Origin of the sequence: Cupriavidus sp. BIC8F (assembly GCF_032465815.1) — a bacterium.
Taxonomy (GTDB): domain Bacteria; phylum Pseudomonadota; class Gammaproteobacteria; order Burkholderiales; family Burkholderiaceae; genus Cupriavidus; species Cupriavidus necator.
Map to the genome: position 1 here is coordinate 831,417 of NZ_CP136094.1, position 22,158 is coordinate 853,574.

Here is a 22,158-nt window from a genome sequence, read left to right on the forward strand (position 1 = left end):
ATTTCCTGCCTTTGGTTTCCTGAATCTATATATAGAGCGCCGTCAGTCCCTGACCCGCGCAACCGTTAACGCAACTTCAGTGTCGACAACCCGATCAGCACCAGCAGCATGGTGATGATCCAGAAGCGCACCGTGACCTGGGTTTCCTTCCAGCCGCCCAGCTCGAAATGGTGGTGCAGCGGCGCCATCCTGAAGAGCCGCCTGCCTTCGCCATAGCGGCGCTTGGTGATCTTGAACCACGTGACCTGCGCCATCACCGACAGTGTTTCCACCACGAAGATGCCGCCCATCACGAACAGCACGATCTCCTGGCGCACGATCACCGCCACCGTGCCCAGCGCGCCGCCCAGCGCCAGCGCGCCGACGTCGCCCATGAACACCTGCGCCGGGTGCGCGTTGAACCAGAGGAAGGCCAGCCCCGCCCCGGCCAGCGCCGAGCAGAAGATCAGCAGCTCGCCCGCGCCCGGGATATGCGGGAACAGCAGGTACTTGCTGTAGACCGAACTGCCCATCACGTACGCAAACACACCCAGCCCGCTGCCGACCAGCACCACCGGCATGATCACCAGCCCGTCCAGGCCGTCGGTCAGGTTGACGGCGTTGCTCGAGCCCACGATCACCAGGTAGGTCAGCACGATGAAGCCGGCCACGCCCAGCGGGTAGCTGATCTCCTTGAAGAAAGGCACGATCAGGTTGGACTTGTACGGCATGTCCAGCGACAGCCCGCCCTCGACCCAGCTCAGGAACAGGTCCCACACCTTCACGTTGCTGCTTTCCGACACAGAGAACGCCAGGTAGACCGCGGCCACCAGGCCGATCAGCGTCTGCCAGAAAAATTTCTCGCGGCTCGACATGCCGCGCGGGTCGCGATACACCACCTTGCGGTAGTCGTCGACCCAGCCGATGGCGCCGTAGCCGAAGGTGACCAGCATCACCACCCAGATGAAACGGTTGCCCCAGTCGCACCACAGCAGCGTCGACACCGCGATCGAGACCAGCACCAGCACGCCGCCCATGGTCGGCGTGCCTGCCTTGACCAGATGGGTCTGCGGGCCGATGGTGCGCACCGCCTGGCCGACCTTCAGCTCGGTCAGCTTGCGGATCACCCACGGACCGAACGCCAGCCCGATCAGAAGCGCGGTGAGGTTGGCCATCACCGCGCGGAAAGTCAGGTAGTTGACGACCCGGAGGAAGCTGTAGTCGTTTTGCAGCCACTGGGCCAGAGCCAATAACATCGTGTTGTCTTATTTAGTGTGCGGAAGAGTCTGCGACCAGCGCCGCGACCATCCGTTCCATGCGCATGAAGCGCGATCCCTTCACCAGCACGGCGCCCGCTTGCGCCACCATGCCCCTGCTGTCTTCCTCCAGCGCCTTTGCCAGTGCTTCCGCCGTGCCGAAATGCCGGCCGCCCGCGCCGAATGCCTGCACCGCGTGCACGGCCAGTTCGCCGGTCGCCCACAGCGTGCCAACGCCGCGCGCCTTGGCGTAGGCACCGATCTCTTCGTGGAACGCCGGGCCCTGGTCGCCCACTTCGCCCATGTCGCCCAGCACCAGGATGCGCGGCGCGGCAAAGCCGGCCAGCACGTCGATGGCGGCGCGCATGGAGTCGGGGTTGGCGTTGTATGTGTCGTCGATGACGACCGTCCCACCCGGCGTGTACTTGACCTGCAGCCGGCCCTTGACCGCATGGAAGCCGGCCAGGCCCGACTGGATCGCCGGCACGTGCACCCCCGCTGCCAGCGCGCAGGCGATCGCGGCCAGCGCGTTGCGCACGTTGTGCTCACCCAGCAGCGCCAGGCGCACGTCGAAGCCATGGCCAGGCGCGCGTACCTGCATCACCTGTGCGCCGTCGACCAGCGTCACGGTGGCGTGCACATCAGCGCGCTGCGAGGTGCCGAATGACAGCGCGCGGCGCGCGCCCGCGGCTTCGCGCCACACCGGCGCGTGGGCGCTGCCGCTTTCCGCGTCGAGCGGGTACACCGCCACGCCGTGGGCCGGCAGCGCCGCAATCGCGGCGGCGTGCTCGTGGGCAACGGCTTCCACGCTGACCATGAACTCCTGGTGCTCGCGCTGCGCGTTGGTGATCACCGCCACGGTGGGCTGGGCGATGCCGGCCAGGTAGACCGTCTCGCCCGGATGGTTCATGCCGAGCTCCAGCACCGCCAGCTTGTGCGTGGCGCGCAGGCGCAGCACCGTCAGCGGCAGGCCGATATCGTTGTTCAGGTTGCCGCCGGTGGCCAGGCGCTGGTCCTCGCCCACTGCCGCGGCAAAGATGGCCGCGATCATTTCCTTGACCGTGGTCTTGCCGTTGCTGCCGGTCACCGCCACCGCCGGCAGCGTGAACTGGCGGCGCCAGCCGGCGCCCAGCTCGCCCAGCGCGATGCGCGTGTCCGGCGCGACGATGGCCGGCACGCCGGCATCGACCTCGCGGCTGACCAGCACGGCGGCGGCACCGCGTGCCACCACGTCGGCGATGAAGTCATGCGCGTCGAAGCGCTCACCCTTGAGGGCGACGAACAGGTCGCCGGGCTCGACGCTGCGGCTGTCGGTATGCACGCGCGAAAACTTCACGGCGCCGTCGCCGCAAACGCGCGCGCCGGCGATCCAGCCGGCGGCTTGCTGCAAGGTGGTCATTGGGGTCTGGCTCATGCCGATACTCCACGGGTGGCAAGCGCCAGTCGTACGTGTTCGCGATCGGAGAACGGGCGCTTGCGGCCCTGGATCTCCTGGGTGGCCTCATGGCCCTTGCCCGCCACCAGCACCACGTCGGCCGGTGCCGCGTGCCTGACGGCATAGAGGATGGCGGCGGCGCGGTCTTCGATCTGGCGCGCGCGCGCGCGCTCGGCCATGCCGTCGGCAATGGCGTCCAGGATGTCCTGCGCGTCTTCGCTGCGCGGGTTGTCGCTGGTCAGGATGATCTCGTCGGCCTCGCGCTCGGCCACCGCGCCCATCAGCGGGCGCTTGATCGGGTCGCGGTCGCCGCCGCAGCCGAACACGCACCACAGGCGGCCGTTGCGCGCCTGCGCCACCGGGCGCAGCGCGGCCAGCGTCTGCGCCAGCGCGTCCGGGGTATGGGCGTAGTCGACCACGGCCAGCGGCGCATCCGGGCCGCCGGCGGCACCGAACAACTCCATGCGCCCTTCCACCGGCGTCAGCGCGCGCAGCGCGGCGATGGCCGCGTCCCACGCCACGCCGTTGGCGAGTGCCGCACCCAGCACCGCCAGCAGGTTGCTGACGTTGAAGGCGCCGATCATCGGCGTGGCCATCTCGGCGCTGCCAAAGCTGCCGTCGATATGGAAGGCGGTACCGGTGGGCGTGGCGCGCACGTTGGTGGCGCGCAGCCACTCGCCGCGTGGGCTGCGCACCGTGGCCGCGCCGGGGCCGTCGATGCCGTATTCGATCACGTGCGGCGCGCCGATGGCGGCGGCGTCCGCCGCCAGCAGGCGCTGGCCCATGGCGTCGTCGCGGTTGACCACCGCGGTGCGCAGGCCGTCCCAGCGGAACAGGCTCTCCTTGGCGGCCTCGTACTCAGCCATCGAGCCGTGGTAGTCGAGGTGGTCCTGGGTCAGGTTGGTCAGCACCGCCACCGAGAAATGCGTGCCGGCCACGCGCTCCTGCTCCAGGCCGTGCGAGGACACCTCCATCGCCACGGCGCGCGCGCCGGCGTCGTGCAGGGACGCCAGGCTGGCCTGCAGCTGCACCGCGTCGGGCGTGGTGAAGCCAGTGGCCTGCAGCGCGCCCGGGAAGCCGGTGCCCAGCGTGCCGATGGTCGCGCAGGGGGTGCCGGCGGCCTGCAGCACCCGTGCCAGCCACTGGCTGCACGAGGTCTTGCCGTTGGTGCCGGTAATGCCGGTCACGGCCAGGCCGCGCACCGGGTTGCCATGCCAGCCGGCGGCGATCGGGCCGGCCAGCTGGTGCAGGCGGCTCACCGCGAGATGCGGCACGACGTCGCCGAAGGGCCAGTCGAAGCCGTCGGCCTCATAGACGATGGCCCCCGCGCCGGCGGCGATCGCCTGGGCGATATAGGGCCGGCCGTCGGTGGCCAGGCGGGCGTTGCCGAGCACGTAGGCGAAGAACACATCGCCGCGCGCCAGGCGCCGGGTATCGCCGGTCAGCTGCGCGGCGGCGGCCACGTTGGTACGCAGCCAGGCCAGCGCGTTGCTGGCCTGGGCGGTGACCTCGAGCGGGAGCAGTGGCTTGGCCGTCATTGGGTCGAGCTCCACGGTTCGCTCTCCTGCACCTTGTCGCTGACCACCAGCTGGCGGATCGGCGAGTCGGGCTGCACATTCAGCGCGCGCAGCGTGCCGCCGGTGATGGCCGCGAACGCCGGGCCGGCCACCAGGCCGCCGTAGTGGCTGCCGGCGGTGGGCTCGTCCACGCTGACGGCGACGATGATGCGCGGATTCGACATCGGCGCCAGGCCGATGAACGAGGCGCGGTACTTGCTGCGGTTGTAGCCGCGGCCTTCATGCTTGTAGGCGGTGCCGGTCTTGCCGCCGACGCGGTAGCCCATCACCTGCGCCTCGGGGGCGGTGCCGCCGGGCGCGGTCACGGTTTCCAACATGGCGCGCACATCGCGCGCCACCTGGGGCGACAGGATGCGCTCGCCGGTGGCGGGGCCGCTGGTGCGGAACATCGACACCGGGATCAGCTCGCCGTCATGCGCGAAGATGGTGTAGGCATGCGCCATCTGGAACAGCGACACCGACAGGCCGTAGCCGTACGACATGGTGGCCTGCTCGATCGGGCGCCAGCTCTTGAACGGGCGCACGCGGCCGGCCACGGCGCCGGGGAAGCCGATCTTGGGCGCCTGGCCAAGGCCGACGCTGGTGAACATGTCCCACATTTCCTGCGGTTTCATCATCATCGCGATCTTGGTCGTGCCGATGTTGCTCGACTTCTGGATCACGCCGCTCACCGTCAGCGCCCCGTAGTTGTGGGTATCGCTGATGGTGGCGCCTTCGAAGTTGTACTTGCCGGTGGTGGTGATCACCGTGGACGGCGTCACGCGCTTGAGCTGCAGCGCCAGGCCGACCGTGATCGGCTTCATCATCGAGCCCGGCTCGAAGGTATCGGTCAGCACGCGGTTGCGCAGCTGCTCGCCGGACAGCCGGGTACGGTCGTTGGGGTTGTAGGTGGGCCAGTTGGCCAGCGCCAGCACTTCGCCGGTCTGGGCGTCTAGCACCACCGCGCTGGCGGCCTTGGCCTTGTGCTTTTCGACCACGGCCTTGAGCTCGTTGTAGGCCAGGTACTGGATCTTGGCGTCAATCGACAGCTGGATGTCCTCGCCGTCGCGCGGGGTCTTCAGCACGCCGACGTCCTCGACCACGCGGCCCAGGCGGTCCTTGATCACCTGGCGCGCGCCGGCACGGCCGGCCAGGCCGGGCTCTCGCGCCAGCTCCACGCCTTCCTGGCCGCGGTCTTCCACGTTGGTGAAGCCGACGATGTGGGCCATCGCCTCGCCTTCCGGGTAGAAGCGCTTGTATTCGCGGGTCTGGTGGATGCCTTCGATCTTCAGCGCGGCGATCTTGTCGGCGACGTCAGGCAGCACCTGGCGCTTCAAATAGACGAAGCCCTTGTCCTCGGACAGCTTCTTGCCCAGGTCTTTCTCGGACATGCCGAGCAACTTGGCCAGCTGGCGGATCTTGGCGGCCTCGACCTGGTTGGGCACGTCCTCGGGCACCGCCCAGATGGCCTTGACCGGCAGGCTGGTGGCCAGCACCAGGCCGTTGCGGTCCAGGATCTTGCCGCGCGTGGCCGGCAGCTCCAGCGTGCGCTGGAAGCGCTTCTTGCCCTCGGCCTCGTAGAACTGGTTGCCGGGGCCCTGGATCCAGGCCGCGCGCACGGCCAGCGCGCCGAAGGCCGCAAACATCATGAACACCACCAGCTTTGAGCGCCACATCGGCAGGCGCAGGCCCAGCACCGGGCTGGCCGAGAACTGGCCGCTGCGCGGGCGCGACGCGGTGCCGTTGCGGTCACGGCGGGGCGGGTTGGGACGGGCCATGCTCATCGGCGCGCCTCCGCGGCACTGGCCGGCGCCGCCTCGGCGGGCGCCGGCAGCACGATGCCGGACAGGTACTGGGTCTTGCCGGGGTTGACCGGCGCCATCTTCAGCTGCGCGCGCGCCGTGTCGGCGATGCGCGCGCTCTTGCCCAGCGCGCTCTGCTGGTACTGCAGGCGCGACCAGTCGATATCGAGCTGCTTCTCTTCGGCCTGGGCCCGCTCCAGCGCGACGAACAGCGTGCGCGCCTGGTGCTGCGCGCTCACCAGCGACAGCGCGCACAGGATCAGCGCGGCGAGCAGGAAGAAGGTCAGGCGGTTCATGCGCGTGCGCCTCCGCCCGCAGGGGTCGCGGCAGGGGCCAGCTTCTCGGCCACGCGCATCACGGCCGAGCGCGCGCGCGGGTTGGCGGCCACCTCCTCAGTGCCCGGCTTGTAGCGGCCGAGCAGGCGCAGCGTCGGTTGCGGCAGGTCGGCCGCGCGCAGCGGCGCGCGGCGCAGCGCCGGGTCGGCATCCTGCTGGGGACGGGCGTGCGCCGCCATGAACCGCTTGACGATGCGGTCCTCCAGCGAGTGGAAGCTGATCACCACCAGGCGCCCTCCGACCTGCAGCAGTTCATACGCCGCCTTCAGCCCTCTTTCGAGGTCCTCAAGCTCTTGATTGACGTGAATCCGTAGAGCCTGAAAGGTGCGGGTCGCAGGGTCCTGACCCTTCTCGCGTGTCTTGACGGCTTTCGCCACGAGCGCGGCAAGGTCGGCAGTAGTGGCGATGGGTCCGCCATCGCCGGGTTCGCTCCGGCGAGCAACAATCGCCTTTGCAATCTGTACAGCAAACCGTTCTTCCCCATAGTCTCGTATCACCCTGGCAATGTCCTGCTCATCCGCCTGCGCCAGCCACTGCGCGGCAGTGATGCCACGCGTGGTGTCCATGCGCATGTCCAGCGGGCCCTCGAAACGAAAGGAAAACCCCCTCGCCGCCTCGTCGATCTGGGGCGAACTGATCCCCAGGTCGAGCAGCACGCCAGCGACGTGGCCGCGCCCCGACAGGCGCTCGGCCATGGCCGCAAAGCTCGCGTGCTCAATGGAGAAGCGGGCATCCTTGATGGTGCCCGCTTCTGCGATTGCTGCTGGGTCCTTGTCGAACGCAACCAGGGCCCCGTCTGGCCCCAGCCGGGCCAGCACCGCCCGGCTGTGCCCTCCCCTGCCGAAGGTGCCGTCGACGTAGACCCCGTCGGGCCGCCAGACCAAGGCGTCGACGGCCTCGTCCAGCAGCACGGTGCGATGGCGCAGGGCGGGGGTTGCCGGCGTTCCGGTAGGACTCATGACCTCGTCAGAAAGAGAAATTCTTCAATGCTTCGGGCATGCCCTGCGCCATCGCCTGCTGTTCCTTGGCGGCGTAGGTCGCGGCATCCCACACTTCGAAATGGCTGCCCATTCCGAGCAGCATGACTTCCTTGTCGAGCAAGGCGGCACTGCGCAGTTCCGGGGCGATCAGCACCCGGCCCGCGCCGTCCATTTCCACGTCGGCGGCGTTGCCCAGGAAGATGCGCTTCCACCAGTGTGCATCCATCGGCAGCGCTGCAATGCGCGTGCGGAAGGTTTCCCACTCGGGCCGGGGAAACAGCAACAGGCAGCCATCCGGGTGCTTGGTCAGCGTCACCCGGCCCTCGGCCTGCTGTTGCAGCGCCTCGCGGTGCCGGGACGGAATGGACATCCGCCCCTTGGCATCCAGCGAGAGTGCCGATGCTCCCTGAAACAAGCTTGCTCCCGGTCCATGCCGGCCGGTTGTCGGCCAGCATGCGCGTGAATCCCTTCTGTTCCGACTATGGCGACATCATCCCACGGCCGGGGCCCAATTTCACACAAAAATACACTTCCTCACACTATTTCCCACTTTAGAGGAAGCGATATGGCGGGTCAAGGCTGGTTGCAGGGCAGCAAACGAGTTTTTTTGAATCAGAACAATGACTTAGCGCGCACACCTCACGCACCGAAAAAGTGAATCCTTAATGAAATGAAGATCTTAGGGAGGAAAGCCGAGAAACCACCTGAGAACCACTTGCGGAGGAACTGCCGGCGGCACGGGAAAGACCTGCCCCGTCGCGCGAAGGAAGGATACAACAATTGCCCGCCAGCCCTGCCGGAACCAGGGCCAGCGAGGGGCAGGCAGGGGCCGGCTCAGATCCGGTAGGCGGCGGTGGTCATCACGCGCGAGGCGCCGCGCATCAGTGCCCGCACCGGGGCGGGCAACGGGATCCCGCCGGCATCGCGTGCGGCATCGCCGTGGCGGATCTCGTCGTCACGCATCTGCTCGAGGATGGCGCGCGAGCGGCCGTCGGCCTCGGGCAGGCGGTCCAGGTGCCCGCCCAGGTGGTGCTCGACCTGGCGCTCGGTCTCGGCGACGAAGCCCAGGCTGACACGATCGCCGGCGCGGCCGGCCACCCAGCCGATGGCGAAGGCGCCGGCGTACCACAGCGGATTGAGCAGGCTCGGGCGCGAGCCCAGTTCGCGCAGGCGCTCGGCGCACCAGGCCAGGTGGTCTTCCTCTTCGCGCGCGGCGGCATCCATCTGCGCGCGCACCGCGCCGTTGCGCGCGGTGAGCTTCTGGGCCTGGTACAGGGCCTGCGCGCAGACCTCGCCGACATGGTTGATGCGCATCAGCCCGGCCACGTGGCGTCGTTCATCGGCGCTCATCTGTTCGGTGTCCGGCGCCAGCCGGTCAGCCGGGTTGGTGCGCGCGGTGCGCGTGGCGCCGGCAATGGCGCGCAATGCCACGTCGAATTCTTTGATCAGGGTGTCCATGTCGCAGAGGCAGTTGGTCTTCGTTCCCGGCAGCCCCTGCCATCGTGGGGTGCGCGGCCGCGGCGCGGCACGCGCAGGGGCCATCGGGATTACCCGCATTGTAGCTTGCCTCTAATCGGCGCCAACCCGCATCCCGCCTTGCATTGATGCGCCAGGCTACTCAGAAACCCTGAGTTGTTAAAAGAAGACAAAGGGGGATTGGCCTGACTAGTGAATTAAGGGTTGTTTGTTACAGTACTTCGCAACTTCCAAGGAAGTTTGACGCACGGGGGATGGAGACCAACAGGAGGTTCTCCCGGGCCGTCACCAATAATTCTTACAGTGGAGATCAACGAGCATGAAGAAATCGCTTCTGGCGCTGGCAGCGCTTGGCGCATTTGCTGGGGCGGCGCAGGCCCAATCGAGCGTGACCCTGTACGGCGTGGTCGATGCGAACCTCGAATACGTCAGCAATATGTCGACGACGAACCCGACCAACGCCAGCCCCACCAACCCGTTCCCGGGCGCAGCGCACAACCTGTTCCGGATGTCCTCCGGCGGCCTGTCCGGCTCGCGCTGGGGCCTGCGTGGCGTCGAGGACCTGGGCAGCGGCCTGAAGGCGCTCTTTGTGCTTGAAAGCGGTTTTGGACTGGATGACGGGAAATCGCAGCAAGGTGGCCGCCTGTTCGGTCGTCAAGCCTACGTCGGCCTGGAAAGCGACCAGGTCGGCCGCGTGACCTTCGGTCGCCAGTACACCTCGCTGTTCGACATGATGGCCAACTTTTCGCCGACCGGCTATGCCACCCAGTACGAGCCGGTGGTCGCTCAACTGGGCCTGAACTTCCGCTCGGACAACACTGCCAAGTACACCGGCAAGTTCGGCCCGGTGACCGCGGTCGCGCACTGGTCGTTCGGTAACGGCGTTGCCGGCGGCGGCGAAGTCCCCGGCCAGTTCCGCCGCGACACCGGCTACGGTGCCGGCCTGGCGTGGGCCGCCGGCCCGTTCGGCATTACCGCCGCCTACGACCAGTACAACCCGACCCTGAACGCCGCCGGTGGCACCGGTGACTTCAAGAAGGCCGCGGTTGCCGCCAGCTATGCCTTCGGCCCGGCCAAGCTGATGGCCGGCTATCGCTGGGGCATGAACAAGGCACCGAATGACAATACGATCCTGAAGGACAACTACTACTGGGTCGGTGCCAACTATCAGGTCACGACGGCGCTGGGCCTGACGCTGGCTTACTACTACGACGACGTCAAGAACCTGAACCTGGCCGCCACCGGCGCCACCAACAACATCAAGAACCCCTGGCAGATTTCGTTCGTCGCCGACTACAACCTGTCCAAGCGCACCGACCTCTACCTGACCACCGCCTATTCGAAGAACGCCGGCCTGAACTTCGACACCTCGGCCATCAGCTTCGCCAACGGCTACTTCCTGGGTGCCGGCAAGGACAACATGGTCGGTGTCGCCCTGGGCATCCGCCACAAGTTCTGATCGCCTGTCGATCCCGGTCGCAAGGCCGGTCTGCAAAGGCACCTCCGGGTGCCTTTTTTCATTGGCGCGCCCTCATCTCCCATAGGGCATCACCTCATCGGCGCCACCCCGGCAGCGGACTAGAATGCACTTACCGTAGCCGCCCCACCGACCTCACGAGCGGACAACACCAGGAGACCCACGCATGCAACCCACTCGCCGGCGCGTCGTTGCGCTGCTGCTGTCCGCCAGCCTTGCCGCGCTCGCCAGCCAGTCGGCGCTGGCCGCCGACCCGTACCCGGCCAAGCCGATCCGGCTGGTGGTGCCCTTTGCCGCCGGCGGCACCACCGACATCCTGGCCCGCGCCGTGGCCGCAGAGCTGGCCAGGCTGCCGGGCTGGAACGTGGTGGTCGACAACAAGCCCGGCGCCGGCGGCAATATCGGCGCGGACCTCGTCGCCAAGGCCGCGCCGGACGGCTACACGCTGCTGATGGGCACGGTGGGCACCCATGGCATCAACCAGTCGCTGTACGGCAAGCTGCCGTTCGACCCGATCAAGGACTTCGCCCCGATCACCGAGGTGGCGGCCGTGCCCAACGTGCTGGTGCTGAACCCGGCGTTTGCACAGCAAAACAAGATCGACAACGTCAAGGACCTGATCGCCTACGCGCGCGCCAACCCCGGCAAGATCAACATGGCCTCCAGCGGCAACGGCACCTCGATCCACCTGGCCGGGGAGCTGTTCAAGACGCAGACCCGGACCTTCATGGTCCACTTCCCGTACAAGGGCAGCGGGCCAGCGCTGACGGACCTGGCCGGGGGCACCGTGCAGGTGATGTTCGACAACCTGCCGTCATCGATGGCGCTGATCAAGAGCGGCAAGCTCAAGGCGCTGGCGGTGACCAGCGCCAGGCCGTCGCCGGCGCTGCCGGGCGTGCCGACCATCGCCCAGGCCGCGGGCCTGCCGCAGTATGAAGCCAGTTCCTGGTTCGGCATGCTGGCGCCGGCCGGCACGCCGCCGGATGTCATCCACCGCATCCAGCAGGAAGTGGCCAAGGCGCTGAATGCCCCGGCCGTGCGCGAGCGCCTGCAGGCGCAGGGCGCCGAGCCTGTCGGCAACACCCCGGAGCAGTTCGCCGCGTTCATCCGCGCCGAAACCGCCAAGTGGGCCAAGGTGGTCAAGGATTCCGGCGCCAAGGTGGATTGACGCCGATTTGATCGCCGGCAGGGCGGCGGCCCGTATCGCGCATATACTTGAGGCATCAAATGTCGGCTGCCCGCCCCGTGGGCGGCCCCTGGCGGCTGCGGCCGCACCCTGCGCACCGATGCACTGAAGATGCCAAACCCGTCCCCTGCCGCCGGCGCCGAAAGCGCGCCGGTCGACCTTGAAACCCGCGCCGACCAGACCGAGCACGAAGCCCTGCGGCTGTGGTTGCGGCTGTTGACCTGCACCACCCTGATCGAGGGCGATATCCGTTCGCGGCTGCGCCAGGATTTTGCCTGCACGCTGCCGCGCTTCGACCTGATGGCACAGCTCGACCGCCACCCTGAAGGCCTGAAGATGGGCGAGCTGTCGCGCCGCATGATGGTGACCGGCGGCAACGTCACCGGCATCACCGACCAGCTGCAGCAGGAAGGCCTGGTCTCGCGCGAGGCCCTGCCCACTGACCGCCGTGCCTACCTGATCCGCCTGACCCCGGCCGGGCGCGCCGCGTTCTCGCGCATGGCGCGCGCGCATGAGGACTGGATCGAGCAACTGTTCTCGGGCCTGGCCGAGACCGACCGGCGCGCCCTGTTCCGACTGCTTGGCCGGCTCAAGACCGGCCTGATCTCGCCATGAGGACCCTGCCCTACCTTGTCCTGTGCGGCCTGCTGCCGGTGCTGGCTGCCTGCAGCAGCACGCCGCAGCCGCCGCAGGTCACGCCGGTGAACGCCACCATCAAGCTTGGCCGCGTCACCGAGAAGACGTTCCTGGCCCGCCTGGACGTGGCCCAGGTGCCCCCGTACTACGGCGGCGGCACCAGCGTCGGCGTGGGCGCCGCGGGTGGCGGCGGGGGTGGCGGGGTGGGCGTGGGCTTTGCCTTCGACCTGAGCCGGCTGTTCAACAAGCCCGCACCGGTGCAGCAGGTGGACCTGTTCCAGTACAAGGTGCGAACCATGGACGGCGCGATCGTATCGGCCAACGCGCCGGCGGCGCCGGGGCTGGAGCCTGGCGCGTGCGTGCGGGTGATCTACCCCGACGGCAGCCAGGAAGCCCGCCTGGCGCCATCGAACGAGTGCTGAGCCGCCGCAACGCAGCCTGAAAGCACAACGGCCTCCACTCGGGAGGCCGTTGTGTTTTGCAGCGGCTGCCGCTCAGGCGGCCTTGCGGCTGTCGCGCAGTTCGCGGCGCAGGATCTTGCCGACGTTGGTCTTGGGCAGCTCGGTGCGGAACTCGACGTACTTGGGCCGCTTGTAGCCTGTCAGGCGTTCCTTGCAGAACTCGATCACATCGGCCTCGGTCAGCCCCGGATCCTTCTTCACCACGAACAGCTTGACCACCTCGCCCGAGTGCGTGTCGGGCACACCCACGGCCGCCACTTCCAGCACGCCCGGGCACTCGGCGACCACGCCTTCGACCTCGTTCGGATACACATTGAAGCCCGACACCAAGATCATGTCCTTCTTGCGGTCGACGATCTTGGTGTAGCCACGCTCGTCCATCACGCCGATGTCGCCGGTCTTGAAGTAGCCGTCCGGGGTCATGACCTTGGCGGTCTCGTCCGGGCGGTTCCAGTAGCCGGCCATCACCTGCGGGCCGCGGATGCAGATCTCGCCCGGCTGGCCGAGCGGCACGTCCTTGCCGTCATCGTCGCGGATCACCACTTCGGTCGATGGCAGCGGCATGCCGATGGTGCCGGAGAACACATTGGTGTCGGTCGGGTTGCAGGTGGCCGAGGGCGAGGTCTCGGACAGGCCGTAGCCTTCGATGATCGGGCAGCCGGTCTTGGCCAGCCATTGCTTGGCCACCGCCTCCTGCACCGCCATGCCGCCGCCGTTGGCCACGCGCAGGCCAGAGAAATCGACCTTACTGATTTCCGGGTTGTTGAGCAGCGCGTTGTACAGCGTGTTGACCGCCGGGAACATGTTGAACTTGTACTTCTGCAGTTCCTTGATGAAGCCCGGGATGTCGCGCGGATTCGGGATCAGCACGCTGGTGCCGCCGCTGCGCATGCCCAGCAGGCAGCAGACCGTCAGCGCGAAGATGTGGTACAGCGGCAGCGCGGTGATGGTGATGGGCTGGTCGATATGGGCGCCCTTGTCCAGCGCCGGCTGCATCCACGCCTCGGATTGCAGCACGTTGGCCACCACGTTACGGTGCAGCAGCACCGCACCCTTGGATACACCGGTGGTGCCGCCCGTGTACTGCAGGAAGGCAACGTCCTCCGGCCCCGTGGTGGCCGGCTGCAGCGTCAGCTTGCGGCCTTCGGCCAGCACGCTGTTGAAGCGCACGCAGTTGGGCAGCTCCCACGCTGGCACCATCTTCTTGACGTTGCGCACCACGAAATTGACGATCGCGCCCTTCAGCCCGCCGAGCATGTCGCCCATGCTCGCCACCACCACGTGCTTGACCGGGGTCTTGGCCAGCACCTGCTGCAGCGTGGAGGCAAAGTTCTCCAGGATCACGATGGCCTCTGCGCCGCTGTCCTTGAGCTGGTGCTCGAGTTCGCGCGGGGTGTAGAGCGGGTTGACGTTGACCACCACGAAACCCGCGCGCAGCACCGCCGCCAGCACCACCGGGTACTGCAGCACGTTCGGCATCATGATCGCCACGCGTGCGCCGGGGCGCAGCCCGCGCGACTGCAGCCATGCGGCAAAGTGGGCCGAGAGCTGGTCCAGTTCGCCGTAGGTGATGGCCTTGTCCATGCAGATGAAGGCCTTGCGGTCGGCATAGGTGCGGAAAGACGCCTCGAGCAGCGCGGCAAGCGAGCGGAACTGGCTGGCATCGATCTCGGCGGGGACGCCGGCCGGGTAGTGTTTCAGCCAAATTCTTTCCATAGCACCGTCTCCTGAATTTCTGAATGGTCGTTCGATTTTGCCGAGATGCTAAACGTGCGCCCCGGTTAAAACAACAACTTAGACGAAGTCCTCGGGGCCACCCGACAGGCCCTGGAGCCCCTGACGGGCATTATGCGCCACCGATCGGGCGCAAGTAGCGGGATAACCCCTAGTGAGGCAAACCCGCACTCACCCGCCGCTGGGCAGCGCCAGCTTCATCATGCTGGCGGCAAGCTCCTGCGCCAGCGTCTCCGGGTCCATGCGCCCGGGTTCATGCCACGTGTACAGGAACCCCACCACGCTGCCGATCGCATGCGCCGTCACGCGCGCGTCGCCGAAGGCGAACACGCCATCGCGCTTGCCCTCTTCCAGCAGCGCATAGAGGTCGCGATAGAAGTCCCGCGCCATGCTGTCGAGCCACGCCACGGTGTCGGGGCGCAGATACTGGTTGTCGCGAAAGCTCAGCGTGGCCGGCACATGGCAGGCGACGCAGCGCCGCGCCATCTCGAGCAGGCAGGCCTGCAGGCGCTCGCGCACCGGCAGCGCCGGGTCCGCGGTCTCGCGGATCACGGGCAGGCAGGTCTGGGCCGACTCGCGGCACAGGATGTCGAAGATCTCGTACTTGTCAGTAAAGTAGTAGTAGACGGCCGGCTTGGTCACGCCCAGCGCGCGGCACAGGTCGTTCATGGTCATGCCGGGATAGCCCTTGCTGTAGAAGAGCTGCGCGGCGGTATCGAGGATCTGGCGGCGGCGGGCCTCCTGGCGCTCGGCGATATGCGGGCGGGCCGGCTGCGGCTCTGGCGGTGCGCTCGACGGCGGGTTCAGCGGTGCGGATCTGGGTGCAATCGACATGATGCAATTCTCGCATGGCGGGATCGTTACGCCAGTCCGGTCGAGCCCTTGCCTGACCCCGCGCTCTGCGGCGCCAGAGGGAAAACGGCCAATTGACGCGAATACCCGATCACCCTAGGATCTTACCCAACGGTAAAAAAATATACCAGCGAGTACATACCCGCGCCGCGCCCCGCACAACGCACGCCATCAACGCTCCCGCATCATGACGACCCACAAGCTCCTGATCGCCAATCGCGGCGAAATCGCCATCCGCATCGCGCGGGCCGCCGCGGCCATGGGCATCCCCAGCGTGGCGCTGTACAGCGAAGACGACCGCGACGCGCTGCACGTGCGCAAGGCCGACGCGGCCGTGGCGCTGCCCGGCACTGGTCCGCGCGCCTACCTCGACATTGCCGCCGTGGTGGACGCTGCGCAGCAGGCGGGCTGCGGCATGGTGCACCCCGGCTACGGCTTCCTGTCCGAGAACGCCGACTTTGCGCAGGCCTGCCTGGACGCCGGGCTGGTCTTCGCCGGCCCCGCGCCCGACGTGCTGCGCCTGTTCGGCGACAAGGCCCGCGCCCGCGCGCTGGCGCGCGAGCATGGCGTGCCGGTCGTGCCCGGCACCACCGGCCCGACCTCGCTGGAGCAGGCGCGGGCCTTCTTCGACAGCCTCGACGGGCAAGCGGGCATGATGATCAAGGCGCTCGCCGGCGGCGGCGGGCGCGGCATGCGCGCCGTGCATCGCGCTGCCGGGATCGACGAGGCCTACGCCCGCTGCGTCTCCGAGGCGACCGCGGCGTTCGGCAATGGCGCGGTCTACGTGGAGCGCATCGTCGCCGCGCCGCGCCATATCGAGATCCAGGTGGTCGCCGACGCCGAGGGCCACGTGCTGACGCTGGGCGAGCGCGAATGCAGCCTGCAGCGCCGCCACCAGAAGCTGGTGGAGATCGCCCCCAGCCCGGCCTTGGATGACGCAATGCGCGCAAGGCTGGCCGATGCCGCCGCCACACTGGCGCGCGCCGCCGCCTATCGCGGCATCGGCACGTTCGAATTTCTGGTGGAAGACGGCGGCGATGGCGGCCCATCGTTCTGGTTCATGGAGGCCAACCCGCGCCTGCAGGTCGAGCACACGGTGACCGAGATGGTGACCGGCGTCGACCTCGTGCAAACCCAGCTGGCCATCGCCGCCGGCGCGCGCCTGGCCGACCTGGGCCTGGAGCAGGCGAGCGCGCCGCGCGGCATCGCGGTGCAGTTGCGCATCAATGCCGAGCACCTCGACGCGCAGGGCCAGCTGCGCCCGGCCAGCGGCACGCTGACGGCGTTCGAGCCGCCCAACGGGCCAGGCGTGCGCGTGGACAGCGCTGGCTTTGCCGGCATGACGGCGAATCCGCGCTTTGATTCGCTGCTGGCCAAGCTGATCGTGCACGAACCCGGGGGCGACTACGCGCGTGCGCTGGCGGTCGCCTACCGCGCACTGTGCGAGTTCCGCATCGAAGGCATCGACACCAACCGCCGCTTGCTGCAGGACTTGCTGCAGCTGGACGACGTGCGCCGCAATGCCGTGCACACGCAGTACCTGGACCAGGCGCTTGCCGCACTGGCGACTGCCGACGCCGACCACCCGGTGCTGCACGCGCCGCCCGCCCTCGCCGACAGCGCGCTGGCGGATGCGGACCAGGCGCTGACCGACATCCCCGACGAGGCCATTGCCGTGCCCGCGCCCATGGACGGCGCGCTCGCCGCCATCCACGTGCGCGAAGGCGACACGGTCAGGCGCGGCCAGCCGCTGGCCATCATCGAAGCGATGAAGATGGAGCACCCGCTGGAGGCGCCCGCCGCCGGCACCGTGCTGCGCGTGCTGGCCGCCGCGGGTGCCACGCTGCGCGCCGGCGCCGCGGTCATCGTGCTGGCGCCCGGCGACGATGCCGGCCATGCCGCCGAGACCGCCGCGGCGGCCGACCTCGACCATGTGCGCGCGGACCTGCGCGAAACGCTGGAGCGCCACGCCCTCGGCCGCGACGCCGCACGCGCCCAGGCCGTCACCAGGCGCCACGCCCAGGGCGGCCGCACAGCGCGCGAGAACATCGCCCAACTGTGCGACGACGACTCCTTCATCGAGTACGGCGCGCTCGCCATCGCCGCGCAACGGCAGCGCCGCAGCGTTGACGACCTGGTCAGCGCCACGCCTGCCGACGGCATCGTCACCGGTATCGGCACCGTCAACGCGGCGCGCTTTCCCGACGCCGATACGCGCTGCATGGTGCTGGCCTACGACTACACCGTGCTGGCCGGCACGCAGGGCTTCTACGGTCACAAGAAGCTGGACCGGATGCTGGCGCTGGCGCGCCAGTGGCAGGTGCCTGTAGTGCTGTTTGCCGAGGGCGGCGGCGGCCGGCCCGGCGACACTGACATGCCTGTGGTGGCCGGGCTGGACTGCACCTCGTTCATCCAGTTCGCGCGGCTGTCGGGGCTGGTGCCGCTGGTGGGCATCGTGTCGGGCCGCTGCTTTGCCGGCAACGCCGCACTGCTGGGCTGCGCCGACGTCATCATCGCCACGCGCAGCGCCACCATCGGCATGGGCGGGCCGGCCATGATCGAAGGCGGCGGGCTGGGCGTGTTCGCGCCCGAGGAGGTGGGCCCGGTCAGCGTGCAGGGGCCCAACGGCGTGATCGACGTGCTGGTCAATGACGAAGCGGCCGCGGTCGATGCCGCGCAGCGCTACCTGTCCTACTTCCAGGGCGATGTGCGCGACTGGCAGTCCGAGGACCCGCGCCACCTGCGCCACGCCATCCCCGAGAACCGCCTGCGCAGCTACGACATGCGCGCGGTGATCGCCGCCATGGCCGACACCGGCTCGGTGCTGGAGCTGCGCGCGGCGTTCGGCACCGGCATCATCACCGCACTGATCCGCATCGAAGGCCGCGCCTTCGGCTGCTTCGCCAACAACCCGCGCCACCTTGGCGGCGCCATCGACAGCGCCGCCGCCGACAAGGCCGCCCGCTTCATGCAGCTGTGCGACGCGCACGGGCTGCCGATCGTGTCGCTGTGCGACACCCCGGGCTTCATGGTCGGGCCGCAGGCCGAGAAGACCGCCACGGTGCGGCACGTATCGCGCCTCTTTGTCACCGCCGGCGCGCTGCGCGTGCCGTTCTTCACGGTGGTGCTGCGCAAGGGCTACGGGCTGGGCGCGCAGGCCATGGCCGGCGGCAGCCTTGCCGCGCCCTTCTTCACCGCGGCCTGGCCCAGCGGCGAGTTCGGCGCGATGGGCATCGAGGGCTCGATCCGGCTGGGCTTCCGCAAGGAACTGGAGGCCGTGGCCGATCCCGACGAGCGCGCGGCGTTGTTCGCGCGCATGGTCGACGGCGCCTACCAGCGCGGCCGCGCGCTCAACATGGCCAGCCACCTGGAGATCGACGCGGTGATCGACCCTGCCGACACGCGGCGCTGGCTGCTGCGCGGGCTGGCCTCGGTGCCGCCGGGGAGCCTCGGCCGCCAGGCCAACGCACCGAGACGTTTCATCGATACCTGGTAAGCGGCGCGGCTGCTAGTTGGCCGCCGTCTTGCCGCCCGCGGTCAGCGTGCCGGTGCGCGTGGCCGGCGGCGCCAGCCGCTGCAGCGCGGCCTCGCGCTCGGCGGCGGGCAGCGCGCCGATACGGGCGGCCTCGTCATAGAACCGCTGCCAGTCGCCGTTGCACTGCGCCAGCAACGCGGTGAAAGCCGGCACCCACTGCTGGTAGGTGGCCACCGCGGCCAGGTGGGCATTGGTCAGCGGCTGGTCGAACCAGCGGTCATAGCCGCTGAAGCCGCCCCACTCCGTGCGCAGCCGCGCGTACCCGGTGCGCAGGTCGGCGAAGATCCTGGCCTTGCCCTCGCGCTTGGCGTCGTCATCGAGCGGGGTCTGGTACAGCGCCACCAGCCGGTCGCGCGTGCCCAGCAACAGCGCGCGGAACTGCTGGCGCCGGGCATCGTACTGCCGATAGCTGGCGCGCGCGTCCTCCGACGCATCCTCGGCCAGCCAGCGCTCCACGCCCGCGGCTTCCACCGCGGTCGCGAAGGACTCGTTGAAGGCGGTGTCGTTGCGCACGTACACCACCTGGTGCGCCAGCTCGTGGAAGATCAGCCGCGCCAGCTCGCCCTCGGGCAGATAGACGAAGGTGTTGAGCAGCGGGTCGTCGAAATAGCCCAGAGTCGAATAGGCGGGGATGCCAGCCACGTACGTTTCCAGCCCGTCGCGGCGCAATCCCTGCGCATACTGCTCGGCATCGGACTGGGCGTAGTAGCCGCGGTAGCTGATGCAGCCGACGATGGGGAAGCACCACTTGCGCAGCTCCATCGACAGCTCGGGCGTGGCGAACACGCTCCACACCACATAGGGCCGGTGCAGGTTGGCGTAGCGGCGGTAGCTGCCGTTCTCGGGCAGCTTCAGTTCGCGCGAGGCGAAGTCGCGCATGCGGCCGGCCAGCGCCAGCCGCTGTGCCAGGCGCGCATCGTTGGCGTCGCGCGCGCTGGCGATGGCGTCGGTCAGCGGCTGTGCCTGGGCCATCACGCCCAGGTGGCCGCCGATCGACTGCGCGTAGTAGCCGACGGCCTCGCACCCGGCCGTCACCAGGACCACCGCGGTGAGGCCGGTCGCCGCCAGGAGTGCCGCCCAGCGCCGGCGGCCGCGCTGCGGCGTCATGCCGGCAGGACTGCCCCTTCCGTGCAGGCCTCGACCTGCACCAGGCAGTCATAGAACACCGGCGCGCGGCCCAGGTCGGTCAGGCGCTGGCTGGTCAGCTCGTTGGCGTTCTTGCCGTCCGAAGCCAGCTTCTTCCACCAGATCGACAGGCCCACCACCAGCCCGCGCCGGGCGCGGTCGGTGACGCGGGCGCGCGCCACCATGCTGCCGCGGTCGTTGAAGACCCGCACCATGGCGCCGTGCACGATGCCGCGCTCGACGGCGTCGGCCGGGTGGATGTCCAGATGCGGCTCGCCCTCGGTGGCGCGCAGGCTGTCGACGTTGACGAAGGAGCTGTTGAGGAAGTTGCGCGCCGGCGGCGAGATCATCGCCAGCGGATAGCGTTCCGCCAGCTCGGGCGCGGTCAGCGGCGCCTCGTACTGCGGCACATAGTCAGGCAGCGGGTCGAAGCCGTCGCGCGCCATCGGCTCCGAATAGAACTGGCACTTGCCCGATGCGGTCGGGAAACCGCCCTCGGCGAACGGCGCCGCCGGCAGCGCCAGCTTCTGCCAGCCCTGCTCCTTCAATGATTCCCAGCTGATGCCGGCCGCGCGCGCATCGCCCGGAATGATGGCCTGCGCGGCGATGGCGTCGTCGCTGTCGGCAAAGCACGCCTCGGTAAAGCCCAGGCGCTGCGCCAGCCGGCGGAAGATCTCGGTATTGGGCAGGGCCTCGCCCATCGGCGCGACGGCGGCGTTGTTGGCCAGGAAATAGGTATGGCCGTAGGCCTTGTGCACGTCGGTGTGCTCAAGCTGCGTGGTTGCCGGCAGCAGGATGTCGGCATAGTCGGCGGTGTCGGTGCGGAAGTGCTCCAGCACCACCGTGAACAGGTCCTCGCGCGCAAAGCCTGCGGCGACCTTGCCGGATTCCGGCGCCACCGCGACAGGGTTGCTGTTGTAGACCACCACGGCCTCGATGCGCGGCGCGCCGGGCGCCGGCTCGGCCAGCAGCGCGTCGCCGATGGTGCTCATGTTGACGATGCGCGGCAGCGTGTGCGGCCAGCCAGGCAGCAGATCGGGGCGCTGCAGCGCAGCTTCGTTGATCGGGAAGAAGCCCGACGTCGACAGCTGCAGCCCGCCCGCGGGCTGGCGCCAGGCGCCCACCAGCGACGGCAGGCACGCCACCGCGCGCACCGCCTGGCCGCCGCCGTGCACGCGCTGCATGCCGTAGTTCAGGCGGATTGCCACCGGCTGGCGCTCGCGCACCGCCAGCCGGCCGTAGAGCCCGGCCAGCCATTCGATGTCCTCTGCCGGGATGCCGCAGATCTCGGCCGCGCGTGCCGGGGTGTAGGCATGCGCGCGCTCGCGCAACGCCTCGAAGCCGACGGTGTGGCGTTCGATGTAGTCATGGTCGAGCAGGTCGTCGCGGATCAGCACATGGATCAGCGCCAGCGCCAGCGCGCCGTCGGTGCCGGGCATCGGGGCGATATGGCGATGGCACTTCTCGGCGCTCAGCGAGCGGTACGGGTCGATCGCCACCAGCGTGGCGCCGCGCCGCTTGGCTTCCTGCGCGCGGGTCCAGAAATGCAGGTTGGAGGCAATCGGGTTGCCACCCCAGATGATCACGAGCCTGGCATCGACCACGTGCTCCATGTCCATGCCCACGCTCGCGCCGTAGGTGTAGCGCAGTGCGGTGGCGCCGGCGCTGGCGCAGATGGTGCGGTCCAGCCGCGACGCGCCCAGCTTGTTGAAGAAGCGCGCGGCCATGCTCTCGCCCTGCACCAGGCCCATGGTGCCGGCGTAGCTGTACGGCACGATCGCCTGCGGATCGCGCGCCGCGATCGCCTGCAGGCGGGTGGCGATGGTGTCCAGCGCCTCGTCCCAGGAGATCGGCGCGAACTTGCCTTCGCCCTTCCTGCCGATGCGCTTCATCGGCGTCAGCAGCCGGTCCGGGTGGTAGGTGCGCTCGGTGTAGCGCGACACCTTGGTGCACAGCACGCCCTGCGTGCCGGGATGGTCGGGATCGCCCGCTACCTTGACGGCACGGCCGTCCTCGACGGTGACGAGCAAGGCACAAGTGTCGGGGCAGTCATGCGGACAGGCGGCGCGGACGATGCGGGAAGCCATGGGGTCTCCGGGCGGGGTGTGTTGTTTTCGTTCGGTCGTACGGAACTGGAGATGCCGGCGCAGGCGGCGGGTAGCGGCGCCTGCACCGCGCCGGCGGGCGGCGCATTTCCCGGCCGTGCAAGGTGATGGCGGGGAGTATCTCGGCCCGATTGTATTCGATTATGATGTGCCGGCGCGCTCGCGGCACAGACCGGGACGCGCACCATGCCGCACGATCCGGGCAACTTTCCGGCGACAGACCGGCCG

The 22,158-nt window shown here is 68.8% G+C and carries 17 protein-coding genes; 5 read left to right on the top strand and 12 right to left on the bottom strand.

Features of this window, described 5'->3' with window-relative positions:
• Positions 1-65 precede the first annotated feature (65 nt).
• The 8 genes from mraY to coq7 all read right to left on the bottom strand — a co-directional run bounded on the left by mraY (position 66) and on the right by coq7 (position 8,801).
• Complete coding sequence (mraY, locus tag RS901_RS03850; RefSeq protein ID WP_316151599.1) at positions 66-1,235, bottom strand: phospho-N-acetylmuramoyl-pentapeptide-transferase; 1,170 nt, start codon at positions 1,233-1,235, stop codon at positions 66-68.
• 13 nt (positions 1,236-1,248) lie between these two features.
• Positions 1,249-2,649, bottom strand: a complete 1,401-nt coding sequence (locus RS901_RS03855) for a UDP-N-acetylmuramoyl-tripeptide--D-alanyl-D-alanine ligase (protein ID WP_316151600.1) — start codon at positions 2,647-2,649, stop codon at positions 1,249-1,251.
• Positions 2,646-4,208 carry a UDP-N-acetylmuramoyl-L-alanyl-D-glutamate--2,6-diaminopimelate ligase gene (locus RS901_RS03860; protein WP_316153364.1) on the bottom strand — a complete coding sequence of 521 codons (1,563 nt, stop codon included), beginning with the start codon at positions 4,206-4,208 and terminating at the stop codon, positions 2,646-2,648. The genes RS901_RS03855 and RS901_RS03860 overlap by 4 nt, the downstream gene beginning before the upstream one ends.
• Complete coding sequence (locus RS901_RS03865) at positions 4,205-6,010, bottom strand: penicillin-binding protein 2 (protein ID WP_316151601.1); 1,806 nt, start codon at positions 6,008-6,010, stop codon at positions 4,205-4,207. The genes RS901_RS03860 and RS901_RS03865 overlap by 4 nt, the downstream gene beginning before the upstream one ends.
• A complete protein-coding gene (gene ftsL / locus RS901_RS03870) occupies positions 6,007-6,324 on the bottom strand; it encodes a cell division protein FtsL (protein ID WP_013958080.1) in 318 nt (105 codons plus the stop codon). The genes RS901_RS03865 and ftsL overlap by 4 nt, the downstream gene beginning before the upstream one ends.
• A complete protein-coding gene (gene rsmH / locus RS901_RS03875) occupies positions 6,321-7,322 on the bottom strand; it encodes a 16S rRNA (cytosine(1402)-N(4))-methyltransferase RsmH (protein WP_013958081.1) in 1,002 nt (333 codons plus the stop codon). The genes ftsL and rsmH overlap by 4 nt, the downstream gene beginning before the upstream one ends.
• 7 nt (positions 7,323-7,329) lie before the next feature.
• Positions 7,330-7,758 (bottom strand): division/cell wall cluster transcriptional repressor MraZ, encoded by a 429-nt coding sequence (gene mraZ / locus RS901_RS03880; RefSeq protein WP_013958082.1) that lies wholly within the window; start codon positions 7,756-7,758, stop codon positions 7,330-7,332.
• A 419-nt stretch (positions 7,759-8,177) separates the two neighbouring features.
• Positions 8,178-8,801 (bottom strand): 2-polyprenyl-3-methyl-6-methoxy-1,4-benzoquinone monooxygenase, encoded by a 624-nt coding sequence (gene coq7, locus RS901_RS03885; protein ID WP_153954170.1) that lies wholly within the window; start codon positions 8,799-8,801, stop codon positions 8,178-8,180.
• Between the two features lie 337 nt (positions 8,802-9,138).
• Here coq7 and RS901_RS03890 point away from each other — a divergent pair, with 337 nt between their 5' ends.
• The 4 genes from RS901_RS03890 to RS901_RS03905 all read left to right on the top strand — a co-directional run bounded on the left by RS901_RS03890 (position 9,139) and on the right by RS901_RS03905 (position 12,540).
• Positions 9,139-10,278, top strand: a complete 1,140-nt coding sequence (locus tag RS901_RS03890; RefSeq protein ID WP_316151602.1) for a porin — start codon at positions 9,139-9,141, stop codon at positions 10,276-10,278.
• A 184-nt stretch (positions 10,279-10,462) separates the two neighbouring features.
• Positions 10,463-11,464 (top strand): tripartite tricarboxylate transporter substrate binding protein, encoded by a 1,002-nt coding sequence (locus RS901_RS03895; RefSeq protein ID WP_316151603.1) that lies wholly within the window; start codon positions 10,463-10,465, stop codon positions 11,462-11,464.
• A 129-nt stretch (positions 11,465-11,593) separates the two neighbouring features.
• Entirely contained in the window at positions 11,594-12,097 is a 504-nt protein-coding gene (locus tag RS901_RS03900; RefSeq protein WP_013958086.1) for a MarR family winged helix-turn-helix transcriptional regulator, read from the top strand.
• Positions 12,094-12,540: a hypothetical protein gene (locus tag RS901_RS03905; protein ID WP_316151605.1), complete on the top strand. Its 447-nt coding sequence runs from the start codon at positions 12,094-12,096 to the stop codon at positions 12,538-12,540. Before RS901_RS03900 ends, RS901_RS03905 begins: the two co-directional genes overlap by 4 nt.
• Positions 12,541-12,612: 72 nt before the next feature.
• On the opposite strand, the gene RS901_RS03910 is transcribed toward RS901_RS03905, so the two are convergent.
• The gene (locus RS901_RS03910) at positions 12,613-14,295 is read right to left on the bottom strand and encodes a long-chain fatty acid--CoA ligase (protein ID WP_316151606.1); all 1,683 of its coding nucleotides are present in this window, start codon (positions 14,293-14,295) and stop codon (positions 12,613-12,615) included.
• 189 nt (positions 14,296-14,484) lie between these two features.
• Positions 14,485-15,147, bottom strand: a complete 663-nt coding sequence (locus RS901_RS03915; RefSeq protein ID WP_316151607.1) for a TetR/AcrR family transcriptional regulator — start codon at positions 15,145-15,147, stop codon at positions 14,485-14,487.
• A 205-nt stretch (positions 15,148-15,352) separates the two neighbouring features.
• Here RS901_RS03915 and RS901_RS03920 point away from each other — a divergent pair, with 205 nt between their 5' ends.
• Complete coding sequence (locus tag RS901_RS03920) at positions 15,353-18,661, top strand: acetyl-CoA carboxylase family protein (protein ID WP_316151608.1); 3,309 nt, start codon at positions 15,353-15,355, stop codon at positions 18,659-18,661.
• A 12-nt stretch (positions 18,662-18,673) separates the two neighbouring features.
• Here the strand turns inward: RS901_RS03920 and RS901_RS03925 are convergent, their stop codons facing one another.
• Positions 18,674-19,807, bottom strand: coding sequence for an aminopeptidase (locus RS901_RS03925; RefSeq protein ID WP_316151609.1), 1,134 nt, complete (start codon positions 19,805-19,807; stop codon positions 18,674-18,676).
• Complete coding sequence (locus RS901_RS03930) at positions 19,804-21,912, bottom strand: molybdopterin oxidoreductase family protein (RefSeq protein ID WP_316151611.1); 2,109 nt, start codon at positions 21,910-21,912, stop codon at positions 19,804-19,806. The genes RS901_RS03925 and RS901_RS03930 overlap by 4 nt, the downstream gene beginning before the upstream one ends.
• Positions 21,913-22,158 lie beyond the last annotated feature (246 nt).

Coding starts and splice junctions, on each gene's coding strand:
- coq7 (WP_153954170.1), bottom strand. CDS start 8,801: ATGGACACCCTGATCAAAGAATTCGACGTGGCATTGCGCGCCATTGCC.
- RS901_RS03890 (WP_316151602.1), top strand. CDS start 9,139: ATGAAGAAATCGCTTCTGGCGCTGGCAGCGCTTGGCGCATTTGCTGGG.
- RS901_RS03865 (WP_316151601.1), bottom strand. CDS start 6,010: ATGAGCATGGCCCGTCCCAACCCGCCCCGCCGTGACCGCAACGGCACC.
- RS901_RS03920 (WP_316151608.1), top strand. CDS start 15,353: ATGACGACCCACAAGCTCCTGATCGCCAATCGCGGCGAAATCGCCATC.
- mraY (WP_316151599.1), bottom strand. CDS start 1,235: ATGTTATTGGCTCTGGCCCAGTGGCTGCAAAACGACTACAGCTTCCTC.
- RS901_RS03910 (WP_316151606.1), bottom strand. CDS start 14,295: ATGGAAAGAATTTGGCTGAAACACTACCCGGCCGGCGTCCCCGCCGAG.
- RS901_RS03895 (WP_316151603.1), top strand. CDS start 10,463: ATGCAACCCACTCGCCGGCGCGTCGTTGCGCTGCTGCTGTCCGCCAGC.
- RS901_RS03915 (WP_316151607.1), bottom strand. CDS start 15,147: ATGTCGATTGCACCCAGATCCGCACCGCTGAACCCGCCGTCGAGCGCA.
- RS901_RS03905 (WP_316151605.1), top strand. CDS start 12,094: ATGAGGACCCTGCCCTACCTTGTCCTGTGCGGCCTGCTGCCGGTGCTG.
- RS901_RS03925 (WP_316151609.1), bottom strand. CDS start 19,807: ATGACGCCGCAGCGCGGCCGCCGGCGCTGGGCGGCACTCCTGGCGGCG.
- ftsL (WP_013958080.1), bottom strand. CDS start 6,324: ATGAACCGCCTGACCTTCTTCCTGCTCGCCGCGCTGATCCTGTGCGCG.
- RS901_RS03930 (WP_316151611.1), bottom strand. CDS start 21,912: ATGGCTTCCCGCATCGTCCGCGCCGCCTGTCCGCATGACTGCCCCGAC.
- rsmH (WP_013958081.1), bottom strand. CDS start 7,322: ATGAGTCCTACCGGAACGCCGGCAACCCCCGCCCTGCGCCATCGCACC.
- RS901_RS03860 (WP_316153364.1), bottom strand. CDS start 4,208: ATGACGGCCAAGCCACTGCTCCCGCTCGAGGTCACCGCCCAGGCCAGC.
- RS901_RS03900 (WP_013958086.1), top strand. CDS start 11,594: ATGCCAAACCCGTCCCCTGCCGCCGGCGCCGAAAGCGCGCCGGTCGAC.
- RS901_RS03855 (WP_316151600.1), bottom strand. CDS start 2,649: ATGAGCCAGACCCCAATGACCACCTTGCAGCAAGCCGCCGGCTGGATC.